Annotated in this window: 23 protein-coding genes; 13 read left to right on the plus strand and 10 right to left on the minus strand. The window is 44.4% G+C overall.

What is annotated here, in order from left to right; translation table 11 throughout:
- Positions 1–245: 245 nt before the first annotated feature.
- The 11 genes from CKO50_RS12700 (at position 246) to CKO50_RS12755 (ending at position 9,690) form a co-directional block, all read left to right on the plus strand.
- Complete coding sequence (locus CKO50_RS12700; RefSeq protein WP_095728456.1) at positions 246–761, plus strand: adenylate kinase; 516 nt, start codon at positions 246–248, stop codon at positions 759–761.
- A gap of 499 nt (positions 762–1,260) precedes the next feature.
- On the plus strand, positions 1,261–1,581 hold the full coding sequence (locus tag CKO50_RS12710; RefSeq protein WP_017216036.1) for a multidrug efflux SMR transporter: 321 nt from the start codon (positions 1,261–1,263) through the stop codon (positions 1,579–1,581).
- A 64-nt stretch (positions 1,582–1,645) separates the two neighbouring features.
- Positions 1,646–3,904, plus strand: coding sequence for a hypothetical protein (locus CKO50_RS12715; RefSeq protein ID WP_095728457.1), 2,259 nt, complete (start codon positions 1,646–1,648; stop codon positions 3,902–3,904).
- A gap of 82 nt (positions 3,905–3,986) precedes the next feature.
- Positions 3,987–4,313 (plus strand): hypothetical protein, encoded by a 327-nt coding sequence (locus CKO50_RS12720; protein WP_141240146.1) that lies wholly within the window; start codon positions 3,987–3,989, stop codon positions 4,311–4,313.
- Positions 4,314–4,492: 179 nt separating this feature from the next.
- On the plus strand, positions 4,493–4,960 hold the full coding sequence (locus CKO50_RS12725; protein WP_095728459.1) for a DUF4265 domain-containing protein: 468 nt from the start codon (positions 4,493–4,495) through the stop codon (positions 4,958–4,960).
- Positions 4,961–5,099: 139 nt separating this feature from the next.
- Positions 5,100–5,480, plus strand: coding sequence for a GFA family protein (locus CKO50_RS12730; protein ID WP_095728460.1), 381 nt, complete (start codon positions 5,100–5,102; stop codon positions 5,478–5,480).
- Positions 5,481–5,505: 25 nt separating this feature from the next.
- Positions 5,506–5,739, plus strand: coding sequence for a hypothetical protein (locus CKO50_RS12735; protein WP_255229709.1), 234 nt, complete (start codon positions 5,506–5,508; stop codon positions 5,737–5,739).
- Positions 5,740–5,914: 175 nt separating this feature from the next.
- Positions 5,915–6,118 (plus strand): GNAT family N-acetyltransferase, encoded by a 204-nt coding sequence (locus CKO50_RS12740; RefSeq protein WP_255229711.1) that lies wholly within the window; start codon positions 5,915–5,917, stop codon positions 6,116–6,118.
- A gap of 69 nt (positions 6,119–6,187) precedes the next feature.
- Positions 6,188–6,607, plus strand: a complete 420-nt coding sequence (locus tag CKO50_RS12745) for a hypothetical protein (protein ID WP_095728461.1) — start codon at positions 6,188–6,190, stop codon at positions 6,605–6,607.
- A gap of 230 nt (positions 6,608–6,837) precedes the next feature.
- Entirely contained in the window at positions 6,838–8,220 is a 1,383-nt protein-coding gene (locus tag CKO50_RS12750) for a Na+/H+ antiporter NhaC family protein (protein WP_095728462.1), read from the plus strand.
- A 123-nt stretch (positions 8,221–8,343) separates the two neighbouring features.
- Positions 8,344–9,690, plus strand: coding sequence for a DUF2254 domain-containing protein (locus tag CKO50_RS12755; protein ID WP_095728463.1), 1,347 nt, complete (start codon positions 8,344–8,346; stop codon positions 9,688–9,690).
- Positions 9,691–9,702: 12 nt separating this feature from the next.
- Here CKO50_RS12755 and CKO50_RS12760 read toward each other — a convergent pair whose 3' ends face one another.
- Positions 9,703–10,404 (minus strand): hypothetical protein, encoded by a 702-nt coding sequence (locus tag CKO50_RS12760; RefSeq protein ID WP_095728464.1) that lies wholly within the window; start codon positions 10,402–10,404, stop codon positions 9,703–9,705.
- Positions 10,405–10,574: 170 nt separating this feature from the next.
- Here CKO50_RS12760 and CKO50_RS12765 point away from each other — a divergent pair, with 170 nt between their 5' ends.
- A complete protein-coding gene (locus tag CKO50_RS12765) occupies positions 10,575–11,030 on the plus strand; it encodes an N-acetyltransferase (RefSeq protein ID WP_095728465.1) in 456 nt (151 codons plus the stop codon).
- Between the two features lie 432 nt (positions 11,031–11,462).
- A complete protein-coding gene (locus CKO50_RS12775) occupies positions 11,463–12,353 on the plus strand; it encodes a DUF1015 family protein (RefSeq protein ID WP_095728466.1) in 891 nt (296 codons plus the stop codon).
- Positions 12,354–12,375: 22 nt separating this feature from the next.
- On the opposite strand, the gene hisC is transcribed toward CKO50_RS12775, so the two are convergent.
- Genes hisC through CKO50_RS12820 form a run of 9 tightly spaced genes read right to left on the minus strand, consistent with a single transcriptional unit; the run spans position 12,376 to position 23,967 of the window.
- A complete protein-coding gene (hisC, locus tag CKO50_RS12780; protein WP_095728467.1) occupies positions 12,376–13,488 on the minus strand; it encodes a histidinol-phosphate transaminase in 1,113 nt (370 codons plus the stop codon).
- Positions 13,485–14,861 carry an MATE family efflux transporter gene (locus tag CKO50_RS12785; RefSeq protein WP_095728468.1) on the minus strand — a complete coding sequence of 459 codons (1,377 nt, stop codon included), beginning with the start codon at positions 14,859–14,861 and terminating at the stop codon, positions 13,485–13,487. The genes hisC and CKO50_RS12785 overlap by 4 nt, the downstream gene beginning before the upstream one ends.
- Positions 14,855–15,838, minus strand: a complete 984-nt coding sequence (locus CKO50_RS12790) for an ornithine cyclodeaminase (RefSeq protein ID WP_095728469.1) — start codon at positions 15,836–15,838, stop codon at positions 14,855–14,857. The genes CKO50_RS12785 and CKO50_RS12790 overlap by 7 nt, the downstream gene beginning before the upstream one ends.
- A 2-nt stretch (positions 15,839–15,840) precedes the next feature.
- On the minus strand, positions 15,841–16,899 hold the full coding sequence (locus tag CKO50_RS12795; protein ID WP_095728470.1) for a cysteine synthase family protein: 1,059 nt from the start codon (positions 16,897–16,899) through the stop codon (positions 15,841–15,843).
- Between the two features lie 36 nt (positions 16,900–16,935).
- On the minus strand, positions 16,936–18,270 hold the full coding sequence (locus CKO50_RS12800) for an alanine racemase (RefSeq protein ID WP_095728471.1): 1,335 nt from the start codon (positions 18,268–18,270) through the stop codon (positions 16,936–16,938).
- Complete coding sequence (locus CKO50_RS12805) at positions 18,267–19,736, minus strand: DUF3526 domain-containing protein (RefSeq protein ID WP_095728472.1); 1,470 nt, start codon at positions 19,734–19,736, stop codon at positions 18,267–18,269. The genes CKO50_RS12800 and CKO50_RS12805 overlap by 4 nt, the downstream gene beginning before the upstream one ends.
- Positions 19,733–21,133, minus strand: coding sequence for a DUF3526 domain-containing protein (locus tag CKO50_RS12810; RefSeq protein ID WP_095728473.1), 1,401 nt, complete (start codon positions 21,131–21,133; stop codon positions 19,733–19,735). The genes CKO50_RS12805 and CKO50_RS12810 overlap by 4 nt, the downstream gene beginning before the upstream one ends.
- Complete coding sequence (locus CKO50_RS12815) at positions 21,133–21,852, minus strand: ABC transporter ATP-binding protein (protein WP_039497249.1); 720 nt, start codon at positions 21,850–21,852, stop codon at positions 21,133–21,135. The genes CKO50_RS12810 and CKO50_RS12815 overlap by 1 nt, the downstream gene beginning before the upstream one ends.
- Positions 21,853–21,861: 9 nt before the next feature.
- Positions 21,862–23,967 (minus strand): TonB-dependent siderophore receptor, encoded by a 2,106-nt coding sequence (locus CKO50_RS12820; RefSeq protein ID WP_095728474.1) that lies wholly within the window; start codon positions 23,965–23,967, stop codon positions 21,862–21,864.
- Positions 23,968–24,237: the final 270 nt, after the last annotated feature.

Raw genomic sequence — 24,237 nt, forward strand, 5'->3', positions numbered from 1 at the left:
AAGTTAGTGACTCGCCAGCCCACAAAGTGATGCTACTTCTCAATTCACTCATCTGGCCTTGCGCGTGCTTGACAATAATTAATCATTGCGTGAAAGTATCGGTATGAATATAAAACTATTTCTCACAAGTACACGAATTATTACCATTCCTTAGGAGTGGTGGTTTTGTGCGCTTTTTTAATGAACCCACCAAAGTAAGGTGGGTTTTTTGTATCTGCCTTGTGGGGTCACATCAAGGAGGTTATATGAAGAAAATAGCAGTTTTTGGTAAGCCGGGAAGTGGTAAGTCTACGATAAGTAAAGGACTGGCCGCAGCAGTACACATCCCGTTATATCAATTAGACTCAATACTCTACCAAGCAAATGGCGAGTTTGTTGACAGAGTTGCTTTTGACGAGGCACATCAAAACATATTGAATACTGATGCGTGGATCATTGACGGCTTTGGTCCGTTAGGAGCATTTAAGCAGCGCTTAGATGCGGCAGATACCTTAATCTACATCGACTTACCATATCGAGTGAGTTATTGGTTTGTGATAAAACGTCTTTTAAAAAGCATGCTCACTAAGCCTGAAGGCTGGCCAGATGGTAGCTCAGTGTTTAAAGGGACAATTGCCAGTATTAAAACGTTAAGGCGTTGTCCGCAATTTTGGAATGAAGAGTTCTTATCGCAGTTAGAGCAAAGCTCGCAAACCAAAACACTCTATGTGATTAAGTCGGTTGCGGCGCTTGATAGCTTTGTACGCCAACATGCAAAGTAATATCACAAAGAGTACATGTGAGTAATGTGATTTGCCTTCTTTGGTATTACGTCTGTTGCGCTGTAAATGATGAATAACAAAACTTGTAGCAGTCTTATCCACACTAAAACAGTGATAAATCATCATATAATCGCAGCCATTACTTGCCTTTGTACTTTTTTGTTGTGCTGTGTACTTAGTCGGTTTGATAATTGCGTATGGAGGATGCATGAGAAGAGTTGTAATATTTAATAAGAAAAAGCATTTTTGTGGCCACGACCAGACGTTAACTCACTCAACCAAGAGATTGAGCAGATAGAGCAAGGTGGTTGGAAGGTGCGGTCTGTCACGGCTAACTGCGATTTTTTAGGTTATATTAGGACCTAGTTCTTTTACAATTTTAATTTATGTGCCGTGAAGCTTGAATTAGCTTCACGGGCGTGCTAATTTTCTCTCGCTCTGGTGGACGACCTCCAGAGCTTTCTTTTACTGGCGGGGACGACCCCATTTTGGAGTTGTCATGAGCTGGTTGCTACTTGTTTTTGCAGGTTTATTGGAAGTCGTTTGGGCTATTGGTTTGAAATTTACCAACGGTTTTACGAAGCCTGTTCCCTCAATTATTACTTTAGTGGCGATGGCCGCAAGTTTCTACTTTCTCAGTGTTGCACTACGAACTTTACCGCTTAGCGTTGCTTATTCTGTCTGGGTTGGGATTGGTATGCTAGGGTCGATTATTGTTGGCTTTGTCTATTTTAAAGAGCCGTTGTCATCACTTAAGCTACTCAGTTTGCTGTTGATAGTGATCGGGATTATTGGTCTAAAATTATCCTCTCAGGGTTAAATTACAGCTATAGTTAATCGGCGCTTAGGTTAGATAATTCCACTTCAGATGAAAAGGAAATTCGATGACGATTGAACTGAATATGACGGGCTTACAAACGCTTGTCGAGACTACCCTCACACCACTTAAAGACTATCATGGTGATTTGTTACCTTGGCGCGGGGAAATGGTAGAAAGCCATAGCTTCGCATTGGAGGGGATAATCGCAAGTGTTACTGGTGACGCTAAGGTAGAGCTCATAAACGCGAGCACTGTCATCAATGAAGACGGTATTATTGGTGAGCAAAAAGAGGTTAATGCAGATCTCGAACCTACCACAACACTTACCTATAGTGATGAGGTGTGCTGGATAAAATACAGCACACAGATTGATTTTGATCTCACCGATGCCTCCAAAGCGGGGCTGCTTGGCATCAATACAGATGGGCAGGCACAATGTAAACTAGCAGCCTACCTTTGCCATCAACCACATGAAGCTGTGGGTCTTGCCTTAGGCCGCGACCTTGCGACTATGCCAGTTATTTTCGATGTTGAGGATGTTAAGTCACTTGCACCTAACAATGCATTAATGATGGAAACGGCAGGGGCGTTAACGGTGAGCGCCAATTTTAGGTGGTCAGATATAATCGCGCAAAATCTCGATATGTTTAGCCGCTGGTTGGACCAAGGAGAATTACTTGATGTTAACCTTGATTCGGCTTTGAATGCGGACCTTAATATCGAGATCCGTGGTGGCTTTCGTGTTGTCTTTTCTAAACGCTTGGATAAACCACACCATACTTTCCTCGCAATTAAAAAATCGACATTGTCGAATACCGCTTTAACCATCACTGGGGGAGTGAACGCCAAGTTTGCCGACCAAGCCGGATTTAAGCAAGCTTATTCGAGTATTTTGACGGGGATATTTAATGCACCTTTGGATAAGGTGGAAGAAGTCCTTTCGCTTGTCGCAACAGACTCTCCCGATGAAGCACAAAACGACTTGATCTTAGGGTTAAAAGATCGCTTACAGCTTGATCCACTAACAGACGGTTTAGAACGACTTCAGAGCGAGCTGCTGACCATTAAAAAAACGGTGCTAGCAAATATTGAAACGGCTGCAAAGTTAAAAGCCGAGCTAAGTGTTAAGTTTGAATATACGCGTTTATCCAGTCATCAATCGCTGCTTGAAGCGAAATTAACTACCAAAGGCCTAGAGCAGGTGCATCTTGATGCGTTATTTGGGCGGGTTGGTACTATCACTCAGCCTAGTTACCAAGATGAAATCGAGATAGAGCGCTTCTTCTTTCAAACCAGTACTGAAATCAAGCAAGCCTATGGGTTCAATTTAGGCTTTGGTGCTTGGTCGGCCATGAGCCGTAACAGCTATTCATTTAAATCCATTGAAACGAGAGACAAGCTAAATAGAGTGCAACTTGCTACGCTTGGAATGCGTGGTTATCAAGATGATATTAATGGCGATAAACGTCATTACTATCTCAGCTTTGATGCTCAGATGGTGGCCTTTTCAACATCAACGCCGCCTAAGCTAAACGAGTTTACGTTGGGTCTGACGCTCGTACATAAACAGCAAGAGGCGAGTGTGACCAGTAACGAGCTGGACCACTTGGTCGATGATTTATCGGTATGGGGTATGATCCCAGAGTTTGACTCTGAGGATACAAAACACCGATTGAGCGAGATACTCAAAGATGCCGATAATGTGCGAATCGTTAAGTCCTTACACCTTGACCATGACGCGTTTGTTCAGCTACTACCTTTATTAGGTCAGTTTGATAGTCGAAGACTGGCCATCTCGCTTGCCGCTGCATTACCCATTAATCACAAGATACTTCCTGAGCGGGCAACTATAGAAAATCGAGTGAAATTATACGATGCGATTTTTGGGGCATTGTTAAATTCGCAACTTAACACTCACAACGAAGTGGCTCTGGCGACATATCAATATCTCAAAGCAAAGGGATGTCGAAAACTTGCACGTAAAGAGCGGGATTGGCGCAGGCTAGGTGCGAGTAAATTCCAAACCCTTGCAGGAATAGTCGAGTTGCATCCGCGGATTTTGCACGACATTAAAAACCTATGCGATGGTTTTGCACAACTTAACCTCGCTTATCACCAAGAAGGGGATTATTCTGTGCTTGAAAAAGCATTTAATCTTTTTGATGACATGGGCGAACATGGATTTTATAACCGCTTTTTCGCTCATTATGTATTGCAATGTACGCGCACTTTTCCTCAGGCACAAAATGGTACCAAAGTGACGGTGAAGCTAGAGTTTGTTAAAGACGGTAAAGAAATTGATGTGCTTTGGGGCAAACGTTAGCATGCCACTTTGTGTCTCAGAGCGCCCTGTTCCCAAGTTGTTTACGTTATATATAAAACCGAAATTTGGAGGCAAAGGTAAATTGGATTACTTACGATGGATAAGGAATAATTTCACGAAAATCGAGCTGATAGACGATCAGATATTGCATGAGGTAATTACAGCAGCGAAAGCAGATTCGGCAACCTTAAATGAGCTGTTCAAAGTGCTTGGTGTATTGTTTATTGTAGTACCGTTTAACGTCTACCTTGCCGTTTCTGGGTTATTGTCTTACGACAATTTGTCCTTTTGGTTAGTGATGCTTATCACCGCTATGATAGGAGTGGGAGTCTCTTTATATATTGAACAGGAAATTATAAAAAGAAAGATCGCACAGTCGATCTCAAAGCTAAAATTAGCTGGTGATTAACCACTTTGTTTTCTATAGGTCGTCGCTTAATTTTCTCTTCAGTTTCGCTACTGCATCATGTTGGCAATCTAAGCCCATATACAAGTAACACATTGTAATTGTGGGTAACTTTTATTTGCTGGACTTACGGTCGGTTAGATAAAACGAGATCAGTCCATGTAAAGGCGGTTTGTATCCATATGAATGATTTAGTTACTGACAAAGTACGGTTTACTTTTAAAAACCATCCTCAAGGATGTGCTGAAGAATTTATTATTGCTATGGCAGTAGGCGATAACATTTATCAGATAAAAGGTGCACCGCTTTTTGCTTTTGGTGTTAACTATGACGACCACGTTTTGGTTGCACCAGATACCGAAGGTTCTTTAGAAGTTATCGATATAGTGGCTCGAAGTGAGTATCACTCTTTGCGGATCCGCTTTACAAACGAGTTAGAAAGTGCCAAAAACATAGAGCTACTTCAAGAGCTTACCCTATCTGGTGTGGAGAGCGAGCAATTTGATCATGGGTGCTTTGCGTTGACGGTTTCACCGCAAAGAGAATACGAATCTTTTATCGATATCCTGCATTATTATCAGGAGCTTGGAGTATTGAAGTATGAACTTACCGGCGAGCCCCACGATAACTTCGATAGTAAAAATGCCTAACTACGAGACACCTAACTAATGCTTCATAAATTCAGTGGTTTAGTGTTCAGTTTTGTGTTTCACTTGGAACTTCAATGGGCACGGTAATTAGCTATCGTACTTAATTTAGATAATTGCGAAATACTAAGGAAACACAAGGATGGCTGTCAATTTTGTTGGAGGATGTTTATGTGGACAGATCCGTTTTACTGCAACCGGAGTACCTCATAACCCCCATACCTGCTCATGTAAAATATGCCAAAGACATAGCGGTGCACTAACCGTTGCTTGGGTAGAGTTCGCAAGTGAAGAGGTAAGCTGGGATGGGCCTGGCGGTGCTCCTAAGGTGTGGCGTTCATCGGATTATTCATCGCGCGCTTTTTGCCCTGAGTGTGGTAGCACATTAGGTGCAATAGATGACGCACCTGTCATTGCATTAGTGCTCGGCGTTTTTGATGCTAATAGTCGTAAAACCCTAGAACCCAAATCCCATTCTTATATTTCAAGAAGGCCAAAATGGTGGTGTATAGGATGCAATTAGTCTCTGTGCTGTATGTGAGTAAATTATGACTTATTATGCTATCGAAGATGCGTCGTGGCCTGAGATCCTAACGCTACAAAATCAGGCGTATCATGATGTTGCGCCGGAAACTGTGGATATCCTAAAAAGTAAATGGATACGCTCGCCAAAAAGTTGTTTTGTTTTTAAACAGCATCGAGCCGTGGATGCCTATTTACTGGCGCACCCTTGGTACGATGAAAAACCGCCGAGTCTGTTTACATTATACCAATCTACCTAAATACTTGCTCAATTTGAAGGAGCAAATCTGACGCTAACTGTGTTAAAAACTTCTTATTTAGAACAACTAAATAGCAAAATTTTTGCCTTGTTATCGACAAGATTTTCTTGCCTCAAAATAGAGCACTTAATTCAGCAAATTGGTATTACTTCCTGAACAACCGGCTAGTTCGTCGTTGTTTCTACATGACCTAGTTGTTTCACAAGCCTTATCAGGGCAGGGGATTGGTGCCTTGATGATTAAACGCTTAGTTGAGTTGGCGACCCAAATGGGGTACTGTCGCATTCGACTCGTGGCTGTTCAAAATAGCGTAGGGTTTTGGTTGATGTTCCAAAGCCAATTAAGGTATGCAAAAGTTATGGTGAAGATGCGCAGCTGATGGAAATGAAAGTGTAAGGTGCGCCAGCTAAGCTTGGAAGTCATGAAAGTAGCCATACGGTAATCTAAGATGATTAAAAAAAGAGTAATTATATTCTCGCTGCTGTTTGCATCTAGTCACGGCAGTGCCGATGAATTAAAGCCATTCACAAGCGATGGTTGCAGTGTATTTCCTGATGGTACTTTGTCGCAAAATGAACTGTGGTTAAGTTGTTGCACGGCACACGACCTTGCCTACTGGAAAGGTGGTACCGCTATAGAGCGCGAAAATGCCGACATTGCCTTGCAAAAATGTGTTGCTGCGGTAGGTCAAGAAGAAGTGGCAACCTTGATGTTAGTGGGGGTGCGACTTGGTGGGCTTCCTTATTTACCTACGCCATTTCGTTGGGGGTACGGGTGGTCTTATCCTAGACGTTACGCCGAATTGACCGCTGAAGAGATAGAGCAAGTAAATAAGCACATGGCAAAACTAGCATTAGACAAAAAATAAATTGACGCAAAGTCAAATTCTGTATATTTTCTCCGCGATGTTTCAATGAGGGCCATACAGTCAACTCGTCAACCCAATATTAGGCAGATCCTCACACGCATTAAGTGCCTGTGATTTTAACCTTTTGTTCTGAATTTGGGAAACGGACAAGACTGCATCAACCGCTGTTTACAGCCGATGTTGCGTCCCTTTTTTCCGCTGCTCAAATTCCTTTGATTTGGGAAATTCGCATGGCTGAGCCAAGTGCAATTAGCATCATTCCTCCAGTCGTCGTATTGACACTTGCAATTATCTTACGTCGTCCAATCTTGTCCCTTGTTTTAGGGGCGCTTGTAGGACTCACATTGTTAGACCCTGCCACCGTATTGGCAAATTTTGCTGATGCTTCGCTAAAAGTGATGGGCGATGAAACCATCGGCTGGCTTATTCTGGTATGTGGTACGTTTGGTGCCTTGATAGCGCTGCTAGTGCATACGGGCGGTGCCTTAGCATTTGGCCGCAATGCACTGAAAATGGCAAAAGGGCCAAAGTCGTCTTTGCTTATGACTTATTTTTTGGGTGTGATCATTTTTATTGATGACTATCTTAATGCGCTGACGGTTGGTGAGACGATGCGTCGTGTTACCGATAAGTTTAAGATTTCTAGGGAAATGCTTGCCTATGTAGTGGATTCAACCGCTGCGCCTATCTGTGTTTTAGTACCGCTTTCGACTTGGGCGGTGTTCTTCGGCGGTTTGTTGGTTGATAACGGTGTCGCGGGTGAAGGACAGGGGATCAGCACGTATATTCAGGCCATTCCTTACATGCTGTATGCTTGGGTGGCTGTAATTATGGTGCCAATGGTGATATTTGGTATTGTTCCACTATTCGGCCCAATGAAAAAAGCAGAGCTTGCAGCTAAACAAGGACAGCCTGCGCTTGAGCAGGTTGACTTGGAAGAAGTACATACGCCGGATCACTATGCTGCAAAAGCCATTGAGCAGGAATTTGAACAAGCCGACACGCAAGGCAAGCTGGTTAACTTTTTGGTGCCCATTGGTTTGTTGGTGGCGTTTACGGTGTATTTTGACATTGATGTATGGAAAGGCTTGTTAGCGACTTTGGCTGTGACTATCCCATTTTATATGGTGCAAAGGTTGATGCCGCTTGCAGACATGCTTGAGCAAATGATCAATGGTTTTAAATGCATGCTACCCGCGATAGGAACGGTTATCGCCGCATTTATCTTTAAGGATGTGTGCGATCAGCTGCTATTGCCACAATATGTGATAAATGCGCTGAGTCCTTATATGACGGCCGGTTTGCTGCCTGCGATGGTGTTTTTATCTATGGCTATTTTGGCCTTTGCAACAGGCTCTAGTTGGGGAATTTTCGCTGTGACTATTCCTATCGTGATGCCATTGGCCGTTGCTGTAGATGCTAATATTCCTCTGGTGATAGGTGCATTGTTGTCGGCATCATCATTTGGTAGTCAAGCGTGTTTCTACTCGGATTCTACAGTATTGGCAGCTCAAGGCTCAGATTGTAACTTAGTCAGTCACGCCATCACTCAGCTACCTTATGCGTTGATTGCGGCTGCTATCGCCTTTGTTGGCTTCTTGTTCATTGCATAATCGCAAGTAAGTTTTTGGGGTTAGTTTTGCTAACCCTTCGAAGCTAACTTTCTAAAATACATTACTCTATTGCTCAAGTCTTGCTAGGCTATATAATCAGATTCTCAAAGTGTAAGGATAGCAATGTTCACACCTCGCAAGTTGGCCGAAAATTATCGCGAACTGATAAGTAGTATCGGTTTCTACCCCTCTTTACTTGCAGTTGCATTTTTTATTTTCGCGCTCATAACCACGGCACTTGAATATGCAGCTCCTATCAGCAACTTTAAGGAGCTTATAGCGATTGTACTGGTCGACAGTGAAGAGAACGCACGAACCATCTTAAGCACGCTCGTGGGTAGTATCATCTCATTGACGGTATTTAGTTTTTCAATGGTGATGATTGTGCTGAATAATGCCAGCGCTGGGTTGTCACCTAGAGTGCTGCCGGGTCTTATCACCAGAAAGTCACACCAGCTGGTATTGGGGTTTTATCTCGGCAGTATCATTTATGCCATCATTATGCTGATAAACATTCGTGGTGTGGGCAATGGTGAAACTGGGATCCCGGCGTTAGGGGTTTTATTTTCGCTGGTGTTTGGACTGATCTCATTAGGCTTTTTTGTATTTTTTATCCATTCAATCTCCCGCGCCATACAGGTCGATAATGTGCTAAATGACCTGTTTAACAACACCAAAAATGAGATGAAGAATATTATCACCAAACAGCAAGAGCAGCCTTTTGATAACTTTCCCGACTTCTCGAGTTGGCATAACCTACCCAGCACAGAAGAGGGATATTTTAAGGGAGTATACAGTGACAAACTGTGCGGGTTGTGCGAGCAACATGACTTAAAAATATATATTGCAGTTAAACAAGGGTTTTTTACCGTTAGAGGCTATCCATTTCTTAAGTGTAATAAGGATCTTAGTGAAGATGAGGCGCTACAGGATGCGTTACTTAGCTGTTTTATTTTTTATGTTGAAGAGTACATCAGCGACCATTATCGCTATGGCTTAACACAAATCTCGGAGATTGCAGTGAAGGCCATGAGCCCAGGGATTAATGACCCCGGTACTGCGGTAAAGGCGATTGATATGCTGAGTATTTTACTTATCCAGCGTTTGGATATTTGCGATGTGAACTACTCCTTTAAACACGCTAAAAATGAGCCGCTTTTATATATTCACGAAGCGTCTTTTGATGAATTACTGCATGATAATTTTACTCCGATAAGAAACTATGCAAAGACCGATGGCTATGTCATGGTTAATGTGTTGGAAGCGTTTAAAAATATACTGTTTCGCTCAAGTGCGGATCAACAAGCGACGGCAAGTTTGTTTAATTACCTAGAGGCCATCATCGACGATGTGCGCAATACCATCACTAACCCATTTGACCGTCAACGGATCATTGAAATGCTCGAGGCTATTGAGAAAATTAATGGCGACAAAGGAGAAGCGCTTATTACTCAATTTACACGAGAATAAGCGCGAACTTTTTTAATTCAGCGCAAGCTTAGCAAGACCGGCGGCAATAGCAGAAAGGGAGAGTAACCTGAGTAAAATGATGGCAATATCAGAGCTGCCGCCTGCAGACGTATTTCGATAAACTAAGGGATAGTCAAAGAATATAAGTAAGTAGAGTAAGTCAAAAAAACCGATCCGAGTGCCATTGAGTTCTACTTTTGTACCATCTTTTAATAAGATTTCGGCAAAGCATAAATTGGCCGTGGTTTTTATTCTTCCGCCTTTGCGGTCTTTTAATAGTAAGTAATGAAAGGTGATTTCAGTAATGTCTTCTCTAGCAATTTTTTGCGTACCAGTTACCTTTGTTTTTATTGCTTTGGGCGAAATGGTTAATTGGTTTTTCGACACGTCCATCACCCATTGAGAGCCAAAGCCAAATTTTTTGTACAGCATGACTCTTTTAGTGAAAAAGATAATTAAAAATGCGATTAAACAAGCAGGAAAAGCGATATAGCGTGGGTACTCGCCATCAATAAACGACGCTGTGATAGCTAAGGCGAAGACTAATAATGCAAATAAAAACTCAGCGCCACCGGAAAGCATGCCCAGCGCTGCGATAGATTTGAGTGATACTTGAGAGTTATCGTTCAATTCATTTTTGTTTTTTAGAGTCACATATTTGAACCACACTTTATCCGTGAGTGATAAATCGAGTGTGTGTTTAGCTAACGACATAGGGCACCTCCTTGATATTAATAAAAGCAATGATCCTGATCCATTTATATCGTATTTCCGTGAAATTTGGAAATTTTTCAATTGGTTGCGTTGTGTTTTGACCAATAGATTGGTACTTTTTTGATTACCAATTGGTAAAATTGTGGGAACGCTTTTAGGAAGCGGAATATATGATCCAAAAATTAAACAATTGCGATGCGTTGGTGGCGAGAGAGATTTTCAATGTATTTCAACGCTCATACAAAGTAGAAGCAGAGTTAATTGGGGCGAGTTATTTTCCGCCTTTATCTCGAACGATAGAAGATATATGCGGTGCGACGAGTCACTTTTATGGATATTTTGAAAATCAAAATCTTGCCGCTGTCATTGAAATTGTCATTGTTGAGAAAACGCTAGAAATAGATAGCCTGACCGTTGATCCCAGTTATTTTCGCAAAGGGATTGCGGGTAAATTACTACATTTTGCTTTAACGGAGTTTGATGCTGGAAAAGTGATTGTTGAAACTGCGACCGCAAATGTACCTGCGATAAAATTGTATAATAAGCATGGTTTTGTTGAGTACAAACGCTGGCTGCCCGCACATGGTATTGAGAAATTAGCGCTGGCGGTGGATGTTTGTAGCTAATTGGATAATTAATGCCTTTCTAGCTGCCAGTTTTAGCGCTAACTGCGTTGAATTTACTTCCAATAGCCAAATAGCCAGCTATTGGAAGTAAATTCGCCTCACCTCAGCCATTGAACAAGAAAACCAAGTGAAAATAGTGACCGAGATTTACAGCTTATCTTCTGAGGGTCAAGTTCTTATCGCTTCCCCTAGTGTTACGGTTCAACATCAAAAACAGGCTGAAGTACACTTTGATGATTATCAACTCTCGTTGTCACCAAATCTGTAATACAAAAAGCTCAGTAAGTTAAAGCAAACTTACTGAATTTTTTCTGATTATTGAGGCAAAGAAATAACCACACTAAACAAGTCAGTATAAATTGTCATGTAAACTTGATGTTACTTAATTTCTGGTATGTTATATTGTATCTAAAATGGTGCAAGGTTTATTTTATGATCACAATAACGGATGGACCACTTCATCTTTACCAAGTGGAGCAAGGTGGTATTTTGGTTACTGGCATTTTGGCCGAGCTTGACGTTTCAGCGTTACCTGAGCAAGCGATTCTGCCTCACGAGTCGGTTTCGGTTACCCATGCTATGGCGCTGAAAAAGCGTGTTCAGCTCGAGAAGTTGCTCTTACCCCCGTGTCTTTTGGTCGGAAAACTTAATTTGGACAAGGTGCGATGGCAAGCGGAATGTGTTGAAACTGCGCAGTGGCACAGTGATTGCGGTGAGTGTACTCATCGCCTCTATGTTGTTGAAAATCGTCACGTGCTACAAGAATTCAGACAGCAGATCTCAATGCACCAACAATGGCTAATTGCTGATGGACATCACAGGATGTTTGCTGCCAGCCAACGTCACGCGCCTCAATCTCGGATGATGGCATGGTTAGTTCCACAGCAAGATGCGGTGATAACGAGTTTCGCGGTGCAGGCATCTTACACACAAGCTGTAGATGTTACTAAATTCAAACAGCACCTTAGCGATTTTGATATCTGTGAATCCTCGGAGACTGAGGGCGATTATACTATTTGGTTGGGGAAAGCTGCTTTATGTTTTGCTCTCCAACGCGCGACAAGCGATTCTTATCTTATTCAGACCCAGTTGCGTAGAGCACTGCAGGCAATGCCAGCGTTTGAGGAGCTGTGGTCTAAAAATAAAGTTGAGCTAAGTGATGACGCTCATATTGTAACCGCCATCTGTCGCGCCCCCATAATTGAAGACATCTTTGCTGCTGCCAAAGCAGGCAAGTACTTTCCAGAAAAGTCGACCTTATTTACGCATAAGGCCGACAGCCAAGTACTTTACCATTTAAATCAGCAGGCAGCTTGTGCTTAAAAGCCCTCGTAGAGGGCGATACTTACAACTGTTTAAAGGCTTCAAGCACCCTAAGGTTTTGCTCCGGCAGTCCGATGCTTACTCTTACAAAATGATCAAAACCTGATTCTAGCCAAGGTTTTATCATTATTCCTTGTTGCAGCAGCAAAGATGCGACATGCGCAGACGGCTGCTTGACATCAATAAATAAAAAGTTGGCTAGACTTGGCGCGACAAAATAACCCAGCTCGGTGAGAGCGGCGCTGAGTTTTTCCCTTTCGCGATTCGTTTGCGTGACCGTGTCTGCCAAATAGGAGGGATCTTGTAGTACCGCGATCGCTGCAAGTTGTGCTAGTCGATTTACATTGTACGGTGTACGTACGCGGTGCAGATAATCCGCCAATTGTGCATTTGCCATTACGCCGTAGCCCACTCTAAGCCCTGCAAGACCATAGGCTTTGGAAAAAGTCCGTAATACCGCGTAGGGACGAGGCTGTGTTTGAAGTAGTGTTAAGCTATCGACAAACTGTTTATGGCCTTGGGCATATTCGCAGTACGCTTCATCAATGACGATAACCGTATTGAGCGGACAGGCATCAATGAGGCGCTGCAAATTATTGGCATCAAACGTACAACCTATGGGGTTGGATGGGTTAGCAAGCATAAGCATTTTTAAGTCTGGGTGATGTGCGATAGCATCGAGCCAATCATCAATTCGATAGGACAAATCGCTTTGCATCGGCACTTCTAGGACCTTTGCCCCCATCATATTGGCGTAAATCCCATGAAGCGCAAAGGTAGGCTTGGCCACTAACACTTTATCGCCTTGACTGAGGAAGGCTTTACAGAGCATTGAGAGTACATCCTCAGAGCCATTGCCGAGTACAATTTGTTCTCTGGCAATGTTAAGTTTAGTTGCCAGCTGCTCGTTTAGCTCTGTGCATTGGCTGTCTGGATAGCAGCTAGCGGTATGCAGTTGTGCTTTAAAAGCATTAAGCGCTGCAGGACTTGGCCCTAAAGGGTTTTCATTCACTGAGAGGTTTATCATATTGGGGTGGAGATTACGCGCTGTTGCTTGCTCAATGGTTTGTCCTGCACCATAGGACGGCAGTGCAATGACTTCTTTGCGGGCTGGGTTTGGCATTGTCGTTGTCATGCGTTTTGCTCCTTGAGTGATGTGGGCTCAAGCAAACGGTTAGCCCTATGATTAAAAAGCCAAATCTCAGATAGCGCTGTGACCGCAAGTCCTAACATTAAGGCGTACCAAACACCCAAAATCCCCAAAGAGAAAAACTCTTGAAATAACCACGCACCGGGAAGACCAATGCACCAATAACCAATTAAAGACAGCATTAGGGTGCTTTTAACATCGCCAAGTCCACGCAAGATACCGAGCCCGATATTTTGCCATGCGTCAAAAAATTGCAAAAAGGCGGCAATAACGAGTAGCTCTATAGCGATAACAACGACGTCGGAGTTTTGTAATTCTTCTGCACTTAAAAATGGCAGCAGCACAAATTCGGGTGTGAATAAATAGATTAAGGCGAAAACAGACATGACCGCTGCACCGCAAATAATGCCCAAATTGCCGATGCGTTTCGCATGGTGAAAGTCCCCCGCAGCATTGGCTTCGCTGATGTAAATAGAACAAGCAGATGAAATGCCGGCAGATACCATAAATACGATGTACACCATTTGGCTTACCACGTTGTGGGCGGCTAAGGCATTTACGCCGAGTGTTGCCACAAATAACGCAAGCACGGTGAAAAAACCAGCTTCAAGCCCGTAAGTTGCGCCAATTGGCACGCCCATTTTCCATGTTTTACTAAGTGCTTCACGGTCGGTTTGCCAAAACTTTATAGTGAGGTAGGGGCTTAGTACGTCATCGCGCTTGGCAAATAGTACAAACAGTAAAAACGATAAATACAGCACGATACACGTGGCGGCTGCAACCCCCACAAAGCCGAGTTGTGGTAGGCCAAACTGACCAAAAATTAGACCGTAATTGAGCACGATAGTGAGTACAACAGATACACCCGTTATTAACATCAATGGCCCTGGTCTTTTCAATCCAACACTAAAATGCCGCACGCTTTGAAACCAAAAACAGGGTAATAAGCCCAAAGCGACAACGGTTAAATATTGGGTCGTCAAATTGGCAATCGCCTCGGATGTACCGATAAACCTTAAAAATGGCTCTATGGCAAACATCGCGGCGGCGAATAGCAGACCCAAAAATGTTCCGATAAGCATGCTGGCGTTAAAAAGAGGAGTGATCAGATCTAGTTTAGCCTTGCCGATTGCATCAGACACCAAATTACCCGTTGCCGTGACTACGCCCGTTCCCATGGTTCTAAATTGATTAAAAATACCAATGGCGAGGCCGCCAGCAGCCAGCTCTAACGGGCTCAACATACCGAGCATGATAAGATCTATCGTTGCAATTGCCACGTAGAGTAGATTGGTCAGAATAAGTGGCCCTGCGAGCTGGCTTACTTTAAAAATATCGGCGCGCGCTGAAGCTACCATAACGTTACTTCCTCCACGCTTTCTTGTGTGATGGCAAAGTCTGCAACCGCTCGTCCTAGTGCCACGTCAGTAATGATCATGCCGCTGTTATAGACAAAGATAATTTCATCAGGGTGGGTTCGTGCCGGCTTTTCACCATTTAGTATTTCCGTCAATGTCGCATCAACGGCGGGTAGTTTACCGTTCTCGTCTAATAAATCGTCTCCGGTGACCTTCATTTGTTCTGCATCCGTTGTGAGCAATCTATCAGCTCGGTGTAGCACTGGCTTTTCGATCCCATAACCAACTAAAATCACCACAGCGCCGGGTTTTAACCATTCATATTTAATGTTCTCTTTGGCGGACAACCCAGTAACGGCAAGGATCACATCGGCTTGTCTTACTGAAGCTTCTAAGTCTTGTGATACCGCAACTTGTCGCTGTGGGTGATGCTCCTTTAGTTTTTGCTGAACCGCTTCCAAACCTGTTTGATAGCTGCCGTGGACGGTTAGATGTGTGAGTTGTGGTAATGCCGTGACGAGCATAGGTAAAGCGATTTGCCCTTGAACACCTGTGCCTACAACCAACGCATTTTTAGCATCTGAATGAACGGCATATTTTGCAAACAAAGCGGAGGTGGCTGACGTGCGCATAGGACCTAGTTCTTTTACATCCATGAGGGCCACAGGGTGGCCTGTGGCATCATCGCAAAGGAAGATAAAAGAGTAAAACTGATATTGGTTACGGCTTCTGTCAGGATCGTATTCGTAGACCACCTTAAACCCTACGGTATTACTTGCAGCATCGCGGCCAGCCATACTATAGGCAATGGAGCGGCCATCTTGTGGCGTCATAATCACTTTGAGTGGGTTGGCAGAGTCAGGGTGATGCAGTGAGCGAAAGGCATTTTCCACCACCTCAATGACTTTACTATAGGGAAAATCAAGTTGCGCCAATTGGGCTTCATTTAGTATCGGCAGAACAGTTTGTTGGGTCATGGTTAGGCTCTCGCGGCAGGTTTATATTGCGTTAATAGGTCATCGAGCTCTTGCTCGATGTTAATGTCGATAAGGTCGTGTTTTGCCATCCAATCATCATTGAATACGGTATCGAGATATTTCTCGCCACCGTCACAAACGAGCACTACAAATAAGCTATCGGCGGGGGCGGTTTTTAACGCCTGTAGCGCTTCGTATATAACCCCACCTGCCGAGCCACCGACCATTAGGGCGTAGTGCTTGGCAAGGTACCTGGCGGTATTAAACGCTTTTTTGTCAGATACCTTCACGCCTTTGTCGATAAGTTCATACTCAATTACAGGACCTATCTCAGCGCCTTCCGGCGTCCCCGTTCCTGACTGATGATAATTCAGTCCTGGTCCACCAAAAATCACAGACCCTACAGGTTCAACTCCAATCGTTGTGAGGTGATGACAACCTAAGTCGCGCAAAGCCCTTGTTGTGCCGCATAGCGACCCACCTGTGCCAACCGCACCGACAAGGTGAGTAATGTGTTCACCAAGTTCATGAAAGACCTCTTGCGCAAGTCCTGTATAACCGCGGCTATTGGCAAAATTATTGTGTTGGGCGGTCCAAAATGCGCCTTGCTCTTGTGCCAGCTTCGCGGCCATTGCATCGCGAATATCAGTAGATAGGCTGTCGTCTCCAGCTTCGCTAACGCAGATCACTTCCGCGCCAAAGGCTTTCATATTACTAATTTTCTCTTTTGCCGCATGGTTATCCACAAGTGCGGTAAAGCGATAGCCACGCTCAGCTGCAAGCAGCGCAAGGCCAACGCCGGTATTGCCAGAGGTTGACTCAACGACCCAGCCCCCCGGCTTCAGTTGGCCACTGGCTTCTGCTTCATCTAACATAGACTTCGCCATTCGGATCTTAGTGCTACCAGTGGGGTTAAATTGCTCAAGTTTAAGGAACAGTTTGCTACCGTTTGGTAGACTTAAAAACTGCATTAGCGGGGTATTACCAATACTTTGCGAAACCCTTAAATAGGGGGTTAGGGATAATGTCGAGGCGAGTGAATGCTGCACATTTATGTTCATAAATAGGCTCCTTTACGTTGTGTTGTTGGGGTTTTTCTAGCTAAGTAGTTGCCAAGAAAGTCTGTTGTGCTCCCACGTTACGGCGATTTTTCGTGGCAATGGCATAGAGTGAAATTCAGATTCATTTGAATCCATTTGATATCCTGCAGTGTTGAGGTAAACCATTAGGTCATCGCGCTGCGGTAGTTGCGACAAGGGGATAAACCGCCAGCTTATCATGTCGTTATCTAGGCAGGTTGCGCCGCCAAAAGCAACGCGATACGTTCCTTGTTTGCGGTTTGAATGTGCCGTGAGTAACAGCGGACTCGGCAAGTATTCGCTTTCAAACCACTGTTCTGACAGTGATAAGCTTGAGCCCGAAAGTGTGGCGATATGGCAGTCTGATGTGCCTAGGTGCGGCTTTGTCCCTTGCACTTTAAACAAGCTAATGCCAGCCTCGTCGAGCAGTGCGCGCCCAGGTTCAAGCATCAATGTAAGGTTCCTTTGGCGTAATGCCGCTAATGCGGTTTGTCCATGCGCGTTCTTCACTGCCAAAATAGCGTGTAAGGTGTCCGCAGGGCTTTGTTTGTTATGGTAGGGATAAAATCCTGCAAAGGTTTTATCTGCAAAAAAGCATTCAAAGTCCAAGGCTTGTTGCCACTGCTCATTCTGTAAGTAGGAGACGGGCAGGCCACCGCCAATATTCACTTTTGATGGCGACAGTCCCATTTGCTTGGCCTCGTCTATTGCACCGACTAAAGTATGGATACTCTCGCCACGTGCTTGTGGGCAGTACCCGCTTAAGTGGCAGCTAAATCCTTCTAAGCTTACCCATTCCTTGTATTCTCGGCACTGTGCTAATAGCGGCATAAGCTGGCACAGTGAACTACCAAAGCGTGAGGCTTTAGTTGGTTGTGTTTGTAAACGCAGTAGCACTCGCGCTGGGCGCTTTCGCTGGCGGGCCAGTGTAATGATGGAGCTTAACTCAGCACTTGAATCTATGGCGACAAGTGCTTGATGCACAAGCGCCAAGCTAAGTAGTGCATCTGATTTATGCGGACCAGATACACCAATTTTTACACCTTGAATACCACCGCTTAGGGCAAGTTCAAACTCTTGCACACTAGCCACGTCTATTCCTATATCGTGATTGGACGCGACTTGAGTAAAACATTGGGCTTTGTTGGCTTTTTTTGCAAAATAAATCTCATGCTCAAGCCCGAGCTTTATAAAGTTGGCTTGCAATGTTTCGATATTTTCCGCAAAACGCTGAGGAAACACTAAATGTAGCGGCGCTCCCAATGCAGCCGCCCATTCAAATAACTTGGCTTGGTGCTCCGATAGCAGGCTCTGCGTTTGCGGATGCAATTTTGCAGTGAAGGCATCACTCATACGACTAACACCTCTTTGTTGTTTGCACTGTCTATCTTGTTGACACGGCGTTTTGCTATAAGAAGCAGGCCGACTGCTAGTAGCAGCAACCAGATTAATGGCGTGTAGTTGTTCTCTGGTGTGACAAAGTCACTGCTAAATTGAGGAATATCAGCTAAGTCCGTGAGCGTTGGCTTTGCGCTACAACCCTCACAAGGAGCAAAGTCTCCTCGTTGGTTGGCTTTGGCAATTTCGTTGGCAAAGAAACCTTGTAGTGCTTGATGATGAGCTTCAACTTCTTCCATAAAGGCGTGATGACGTGCTAATCCATTGCCCGCTAAATCAACCAGCAGTGTTTGTGCGATGAGTGCGGGGGAGAGATACTGTAGCTTTTGTGCATTATGTTGCTGTGCTTGTTGCGCAGTTAAAAAGCGTAAATCTTCAGCCGCCATTGCGCGTTCAACAGAATTAATGGTGGCGATTTTTTTGGTTGCGTAATCGCTGGAACCACTGCCATTCTTCGCAAGTTCTGGATGATCTTGAAAATACTGAGCTAAGGTCTTTTCACTCGCTTTTTGGGCATCGTCGCTAGCGGCACGGAGGCTATCTATATAGTGAATTCGTGAAGGGGTTGGGTCAAGCAAAGCGATGCTGGTATTGACCAAAGCTGGAACCACAATCACCAAGGCAAGCCAACAGGTGACTAAGGTAGCTGCGTTGTTTGCTGCACTTTTAGCTCTGCTATTTACCCAAGCGGTTAAGGCAATCCAAAACCCAGAATAACATAGTGCGATAAGGTTATAGCTCAGCAGTTCAATCACCCCTAGCTGCTCTCGTATTGTGACTAAAAGCAGGCTACTAATACTTAAAAATGGCAGCACAAGTAACGCGCTTCGCAGCAATAATTGATAGGTTAGAAGACGGGTTGCACTGCCTCCTTGAAGCATCAGTAGTCTTAGCTGTCCACCTTGGCGTTCACTTGCCAAGGCATTAAAGCAAATGCCAATAATGAGCAATGGCAGTAAGTAGACAATCACAAAACTTAAATCGAACTGACCTAACAACAGAGATAGTGGGTGAACATAATCATATTGATGAACGATGTGCTGTTTTTCTTTGATTAGCATCTTAAAATAGTAAGGTAATACGTCGGCTTGCCCTGTTGCGATTGGTGACGTTGCAAGCGGGGCTTTGGTGGCGTAATTCTGCATCAAGTAAAAAGCCTGTCCGCGCAGGTCGTATGGGTCTTCCCACCACTTATAGTCTGCTGTGCTGGCGAGTCTTTCGGGTAATCCAGCTTTGGCATCTTGGATGGCCTGTTGCTGCATTTGCTGTGCGGCAAGTACCACGTCATGCTGTTTTTTAGCAAAGTAATGGGCGTTAAAAAATGCCACTAGTGCAAGCATGGTAGTGGTCACAAACAGCGCGAGTACGAGTTTTTCTCGCCAGAGGTTTTTAAACTCGGTAGCTAACATTAAGCGTTTCATCTTTGCTCCTCCAAGCGCAGTTTTTTAATCGCGAAGAAACTCAATAACACCAGCGCAATCAACCAAAAGCTCAGGCTAAACAGGCTGATAACGTAGTGAGGCAGGTAACGAATGAAATTGGGGTATTGGAATGCGAACTTTGGGATCTGCTGCCATAATTCCTCGCCCGCGGTGTAATGTCCGTCCGCCTTGTGACCGTGATCTCTTTGATTAAAGTTAAGCACCTCTTGCATCAGGCGGCGGTGCTGCTCTGCCGCATTCTCAAATGCTTGCTGGTGAGTAAAGTCGCTGGCGGCGGTGGCCATCGACAGCGTTTGTATCGCGATAAACGGCGTTAACATTCCTGCAAGTTGATAGCTTTGTGATTGCGCTTCTAGTTGAGCTAAACGCGCTGAAAATAAGCGGTCAAAGATTTTATCTGCGTATTGTTCACCAAATTGGAGTTGCGCTCCGGCATAGTCAAAGGGCAAGTCTTCCACATTGCTAACACCATATTGAGTCAATGTTTGTTGTTTGAACTTTGCGATTGCTTCAACTCGTGCCTCGGTATAAACCTCACTTTCAAGCTTAGCTTGAAACGCTTGACCTGAACCTTGCGGATGAATGGTGGTTGCGATATTCATCGCCAGTTTTGGTAGTAAAAGTGTTGTAAGGGCCCAAATGGTTAATAGCGCTACCAATGCGCGCCTTGCCGTTGGCAGTAAACTTGAAAGCGTGGTGGTGAGTAACGACCAAAGTAATAGGTAAACCAAATAAAATAGTAAAAATAGTCCACTTCTGAGTGTATGAGGCTCCGTGCTTGTTACTTGGCTATAAAGTAAAAAAAGCGCGACAGGCAATAAAAATAAGCAAGAAATAGCAAAAAGCAGCGCACATTTGGCAATAAACAACTTTGCAGGGCTTGCGCCCGATGCGAGCAGTTGTTTTAGGGTGCCTTGCTCACGCTCTCGGGCAAGTAGTGGGTAGCCAATTAATATAATCAATAGCGGTAGTAACACTTGCAGCACAAAGGCGGGCGATAAGCTGCCAAAACGTGACATCGGTAAGATATCTTGCGCACTTCGAAACATGCTATCGTTACGAATATGGGCCTCAAGTCTCAACACATTCCCTTGATATGCTTGTAATCCCGCGTCGAGTGCAGCCAATGGGGTGGTGGGTTTGACCACATAAATACCGTAGTGGGCGGCGGAATGGGGACCTTTTTCACCTTGATTTAGCCAGCGTAATTGCTCTGATTGGGACACTTCCGTGACGGCTTGCTGATAGTTTTGGTGGCTTTTAAAACCGGTCAAGCAGGCAAGCAAGAGTAGTAATATTGCAATGCCCCCAAGCCAAAGCGCTTGTCCCTGCCGCTGGGTATCGAGCCATTCCTTTTTTAATGTCGTTTGAAACATCAGACACCCACCTTGATATGTTTGAGGTAAACGGATTCAAGTTGAACTTCTTGCAGTTGTTCATAGACTAAGGTATCGACTAATTGCCCTTGATTAATAATTGCCACGCGATGAGCATCTTCTTGAGCGCGGTATAAGTCGTGGGTCGCCATTAAAATCGCAACGCCTTGCTTTGCTAATGACTGAATGAGCTGGCTAAATTCATGGCTGGCTGAAGGATCAAGACCTGATGTAGGCTCATCTAAGATCAATGCCTTGGCTTGTTTTGCGAGGGCAATGGCTATGCCCACTTTTTGCCGCATCCCTTTTGAATAGGTTGCAACGGGTTTGTCTACAGCGTGACTTGGCAGTTTTACTTCACTGAGCAGTGTGCGAAAGGCTTCGTCGGTCTTTTCTATGCTGGCCATTTTGCTGAAATACGCGAGATTCTCAAGTCCGCTAAGTCGCGGATAGAGCGCGACTTGTTCAGGAATATAAGCCAGTTGCTGCCTTGCCGTTACTACGTCATGTTGTGGATTAATTCCAGCGATGGTGATTTCCCCAGCATCCGGTTGTAAAAAACCCAGTAAGCAATTAATCGTGGTGGTTTTACCTGCACCATTTGGGCCTAGCAGCGCTAGAATTTCACCTTGATGTACGCTCAAGTTTAATCCCTGTAACGCTTGGTATTCACCAAAGCGCTTTTGCAGGTTATTGATTTGAATAACAGGTGTAGTCATGAATTATCCTTAAAAGCTCACGCTTAATGAGGCGATAAAGGTGCGGCCGCGACCAGGAGCGACTCCCCAATCTATGCCTTTGGCACCGCCAGATAGCCAATATTCTTTGTCGAACAGGTTTTCGGCTTTGAGTCGTAGCGTGGTGTTAATGTCAGTAAAGTGGTATTTAGCGCCTAAATCGAAGCGCGTGTAGGCTGGTAATTTTAGGGTGTTATTGACGTTTTGTTCGCGCTCACCAACATGGAAAATACCCGCATTGATGCTTAACGCCTCCCAAAATGGCAGCTGATAGTCGACATAGAGATTTGCTTGAAATTCAGGCACATTGGCTGGGGTGTTGCCATTAAGCGCGGGCTCGCCGTCGAGTTTATCTAAGCTGGGGTCCATCAAGGTGATGGATGCTACGGTTGCAAGACCGTGAGCTAATGAACCACTAGCATTGAGCTCAATACCTTTATGTGACTGGACACCGTCTTGCACGAAATAGTTAGTAATGTGATTGTGGTACTCCAACATTTTTTCTATTTCGAAAACGGCTATCGAGTAGTTCATGGTGTCCGTTTGGTATTTTATGCCAGCTTCAATTTGTTCGCTTTCTTGTGGGCCGAGTGATTCGCCCTCGTTTATTGCACCGCTGCCGATGACTGCAACGCCGCCTTCCCCCGCACCTTCTGAGTAACTGGCATAAAACGCGAGTTGATCGCTTGGGTTGTAGTTAAGACCTATGATGGGAGTATTAAAAGTTCGGTCGTCTAGCGTGGTTTTAGTTTGGCTAGGTAGAGTTTGCTCTTTTTTGTATTGAATATGACGCAGCCCTAAGGTGGCATAGAATACATCGTTAAAGTGCAAGGTATCTGTGATAAAAAAAGCGCTTTCAGAGGCTTCAGTTTTGGTTGGTTCTGGATAATCAGGGAACTGCGGTTTACTGCTATGAATTGGATTGAAAATATTGCCAACGGGGTTGGTTAACTCAAACCAACGCCCATCCTTTGACTCATAATCACGAATGCTAACGCCGACGACTAGCTCATGTTCAATCGCAGCGGTGGTAAGTTGACCGCTGACAAAACTATGTGCGGAGAGTGTGTCATACGTTTCGTCTGGGGTAATGTGGATAGCGGCAGACAGCACATTACCTTGTGTATCAACCGAGTAGATATCAGGAAAAACGGTAAACCTATCATTACCAGAAAGTGCAGCTTGGTTTACCCATTGCCAGGTGTCGTTCAACCAAAAATCAGCACGTGCGGCAAGGTTATATGACTCGGTTTGATACTTTGCCCAAGGTTGTCCGAGCAAGACATCACTGGTGTCGACATAGGGCGGTAAGATTTTATGGTCAGGATCATTGGGGTCGCTGGCAAGTCCTATCAAAGGCTGTGATACAGTGCTTTTGTCTTGGTAATCGCCGTCTAATCGGATAAATAGGCGGTCTGAGACTTGCCAATCTAGTGCTGCACTAAAGAAATAGCGCTCTAAGTCATCACCACCGGTAAAGTCACCGTTTTTCTCTGCTGCGGCATTAATACGATAGCCGAGTGTTTGCTCTTCGGAAATTGGCCCACCGAGGTCGATGTGTAAATACTTTCCTCCACGGCTACGTACTTCTGTAGTGACATCCAAAAAGGCGTCCATGGTTGGGCGCTTTGTCACATAGTTGATGGTACCGCCGGGGTTGTTAAAGCCTGATACTAGACTTGACGGGCCTTTAACGATATCAATGCGCTGAATATTCTCTAGCGGTACATCTTGGTAGGGGGCAAGCGCTAAACCGTCGCGTCTTAGACCGTTAGTCCAATCTAGTTGAAAGCCACGCAGACTCACAAAGTCGAAAACCGTACCAATTGAGGTATTTTGAACAGAAGCATCGTTGGCAAGGACTTCGCCTAGCGTTTTTACTCTTTGATTGCTGATCAGTTCTTCAGAAAATGATTGAATGGAAATAGGGAGAAGCTGCGGATCTTTCATCCCCAATGCCGAAGCGTTCACGTCTCTTGTGCTGTAAAGAGGCGCGCGAGTGCCTTGTACGTTAATTGTTTCAATGGATTGTTCGGCAACACTAAGTGAAGAATATAAACTGCTAAGCACGCTAACTGTCAGGAGTGACCTTGTCATTTTGTTATTCCAACTGCAAAAACGAATGTGAAAAGAACCATCATTTGTTCGATACAAATGATTATTTTTAAAAATGTTATAACGTAACGATCTTAATCATGTTTTTGCGTGCTTGAAAAGAGGGGAGTTATTGCCAAAAGGTTATCCTTGGTGATTTTTGTTGTGAAAAGTGTAATTAATGTAGGTCGTTCAAAGTACCGGCTTTACGTGTTGAAAAAGTATAAATCTCAACAAGTATTATGTTTACAAATAAAAATCGTTCTCATTAAT

It is taken from the genome of Pseudoalteromonas sp. HM-SA03 (assembly GCF_002289345.1).
Taxonomy (GTDB): Bacteria; Pseudomonadota; Gammaproteobacteria; order Enterobacterales; family Alteromonadaceae; genus Pseudoalteromonas.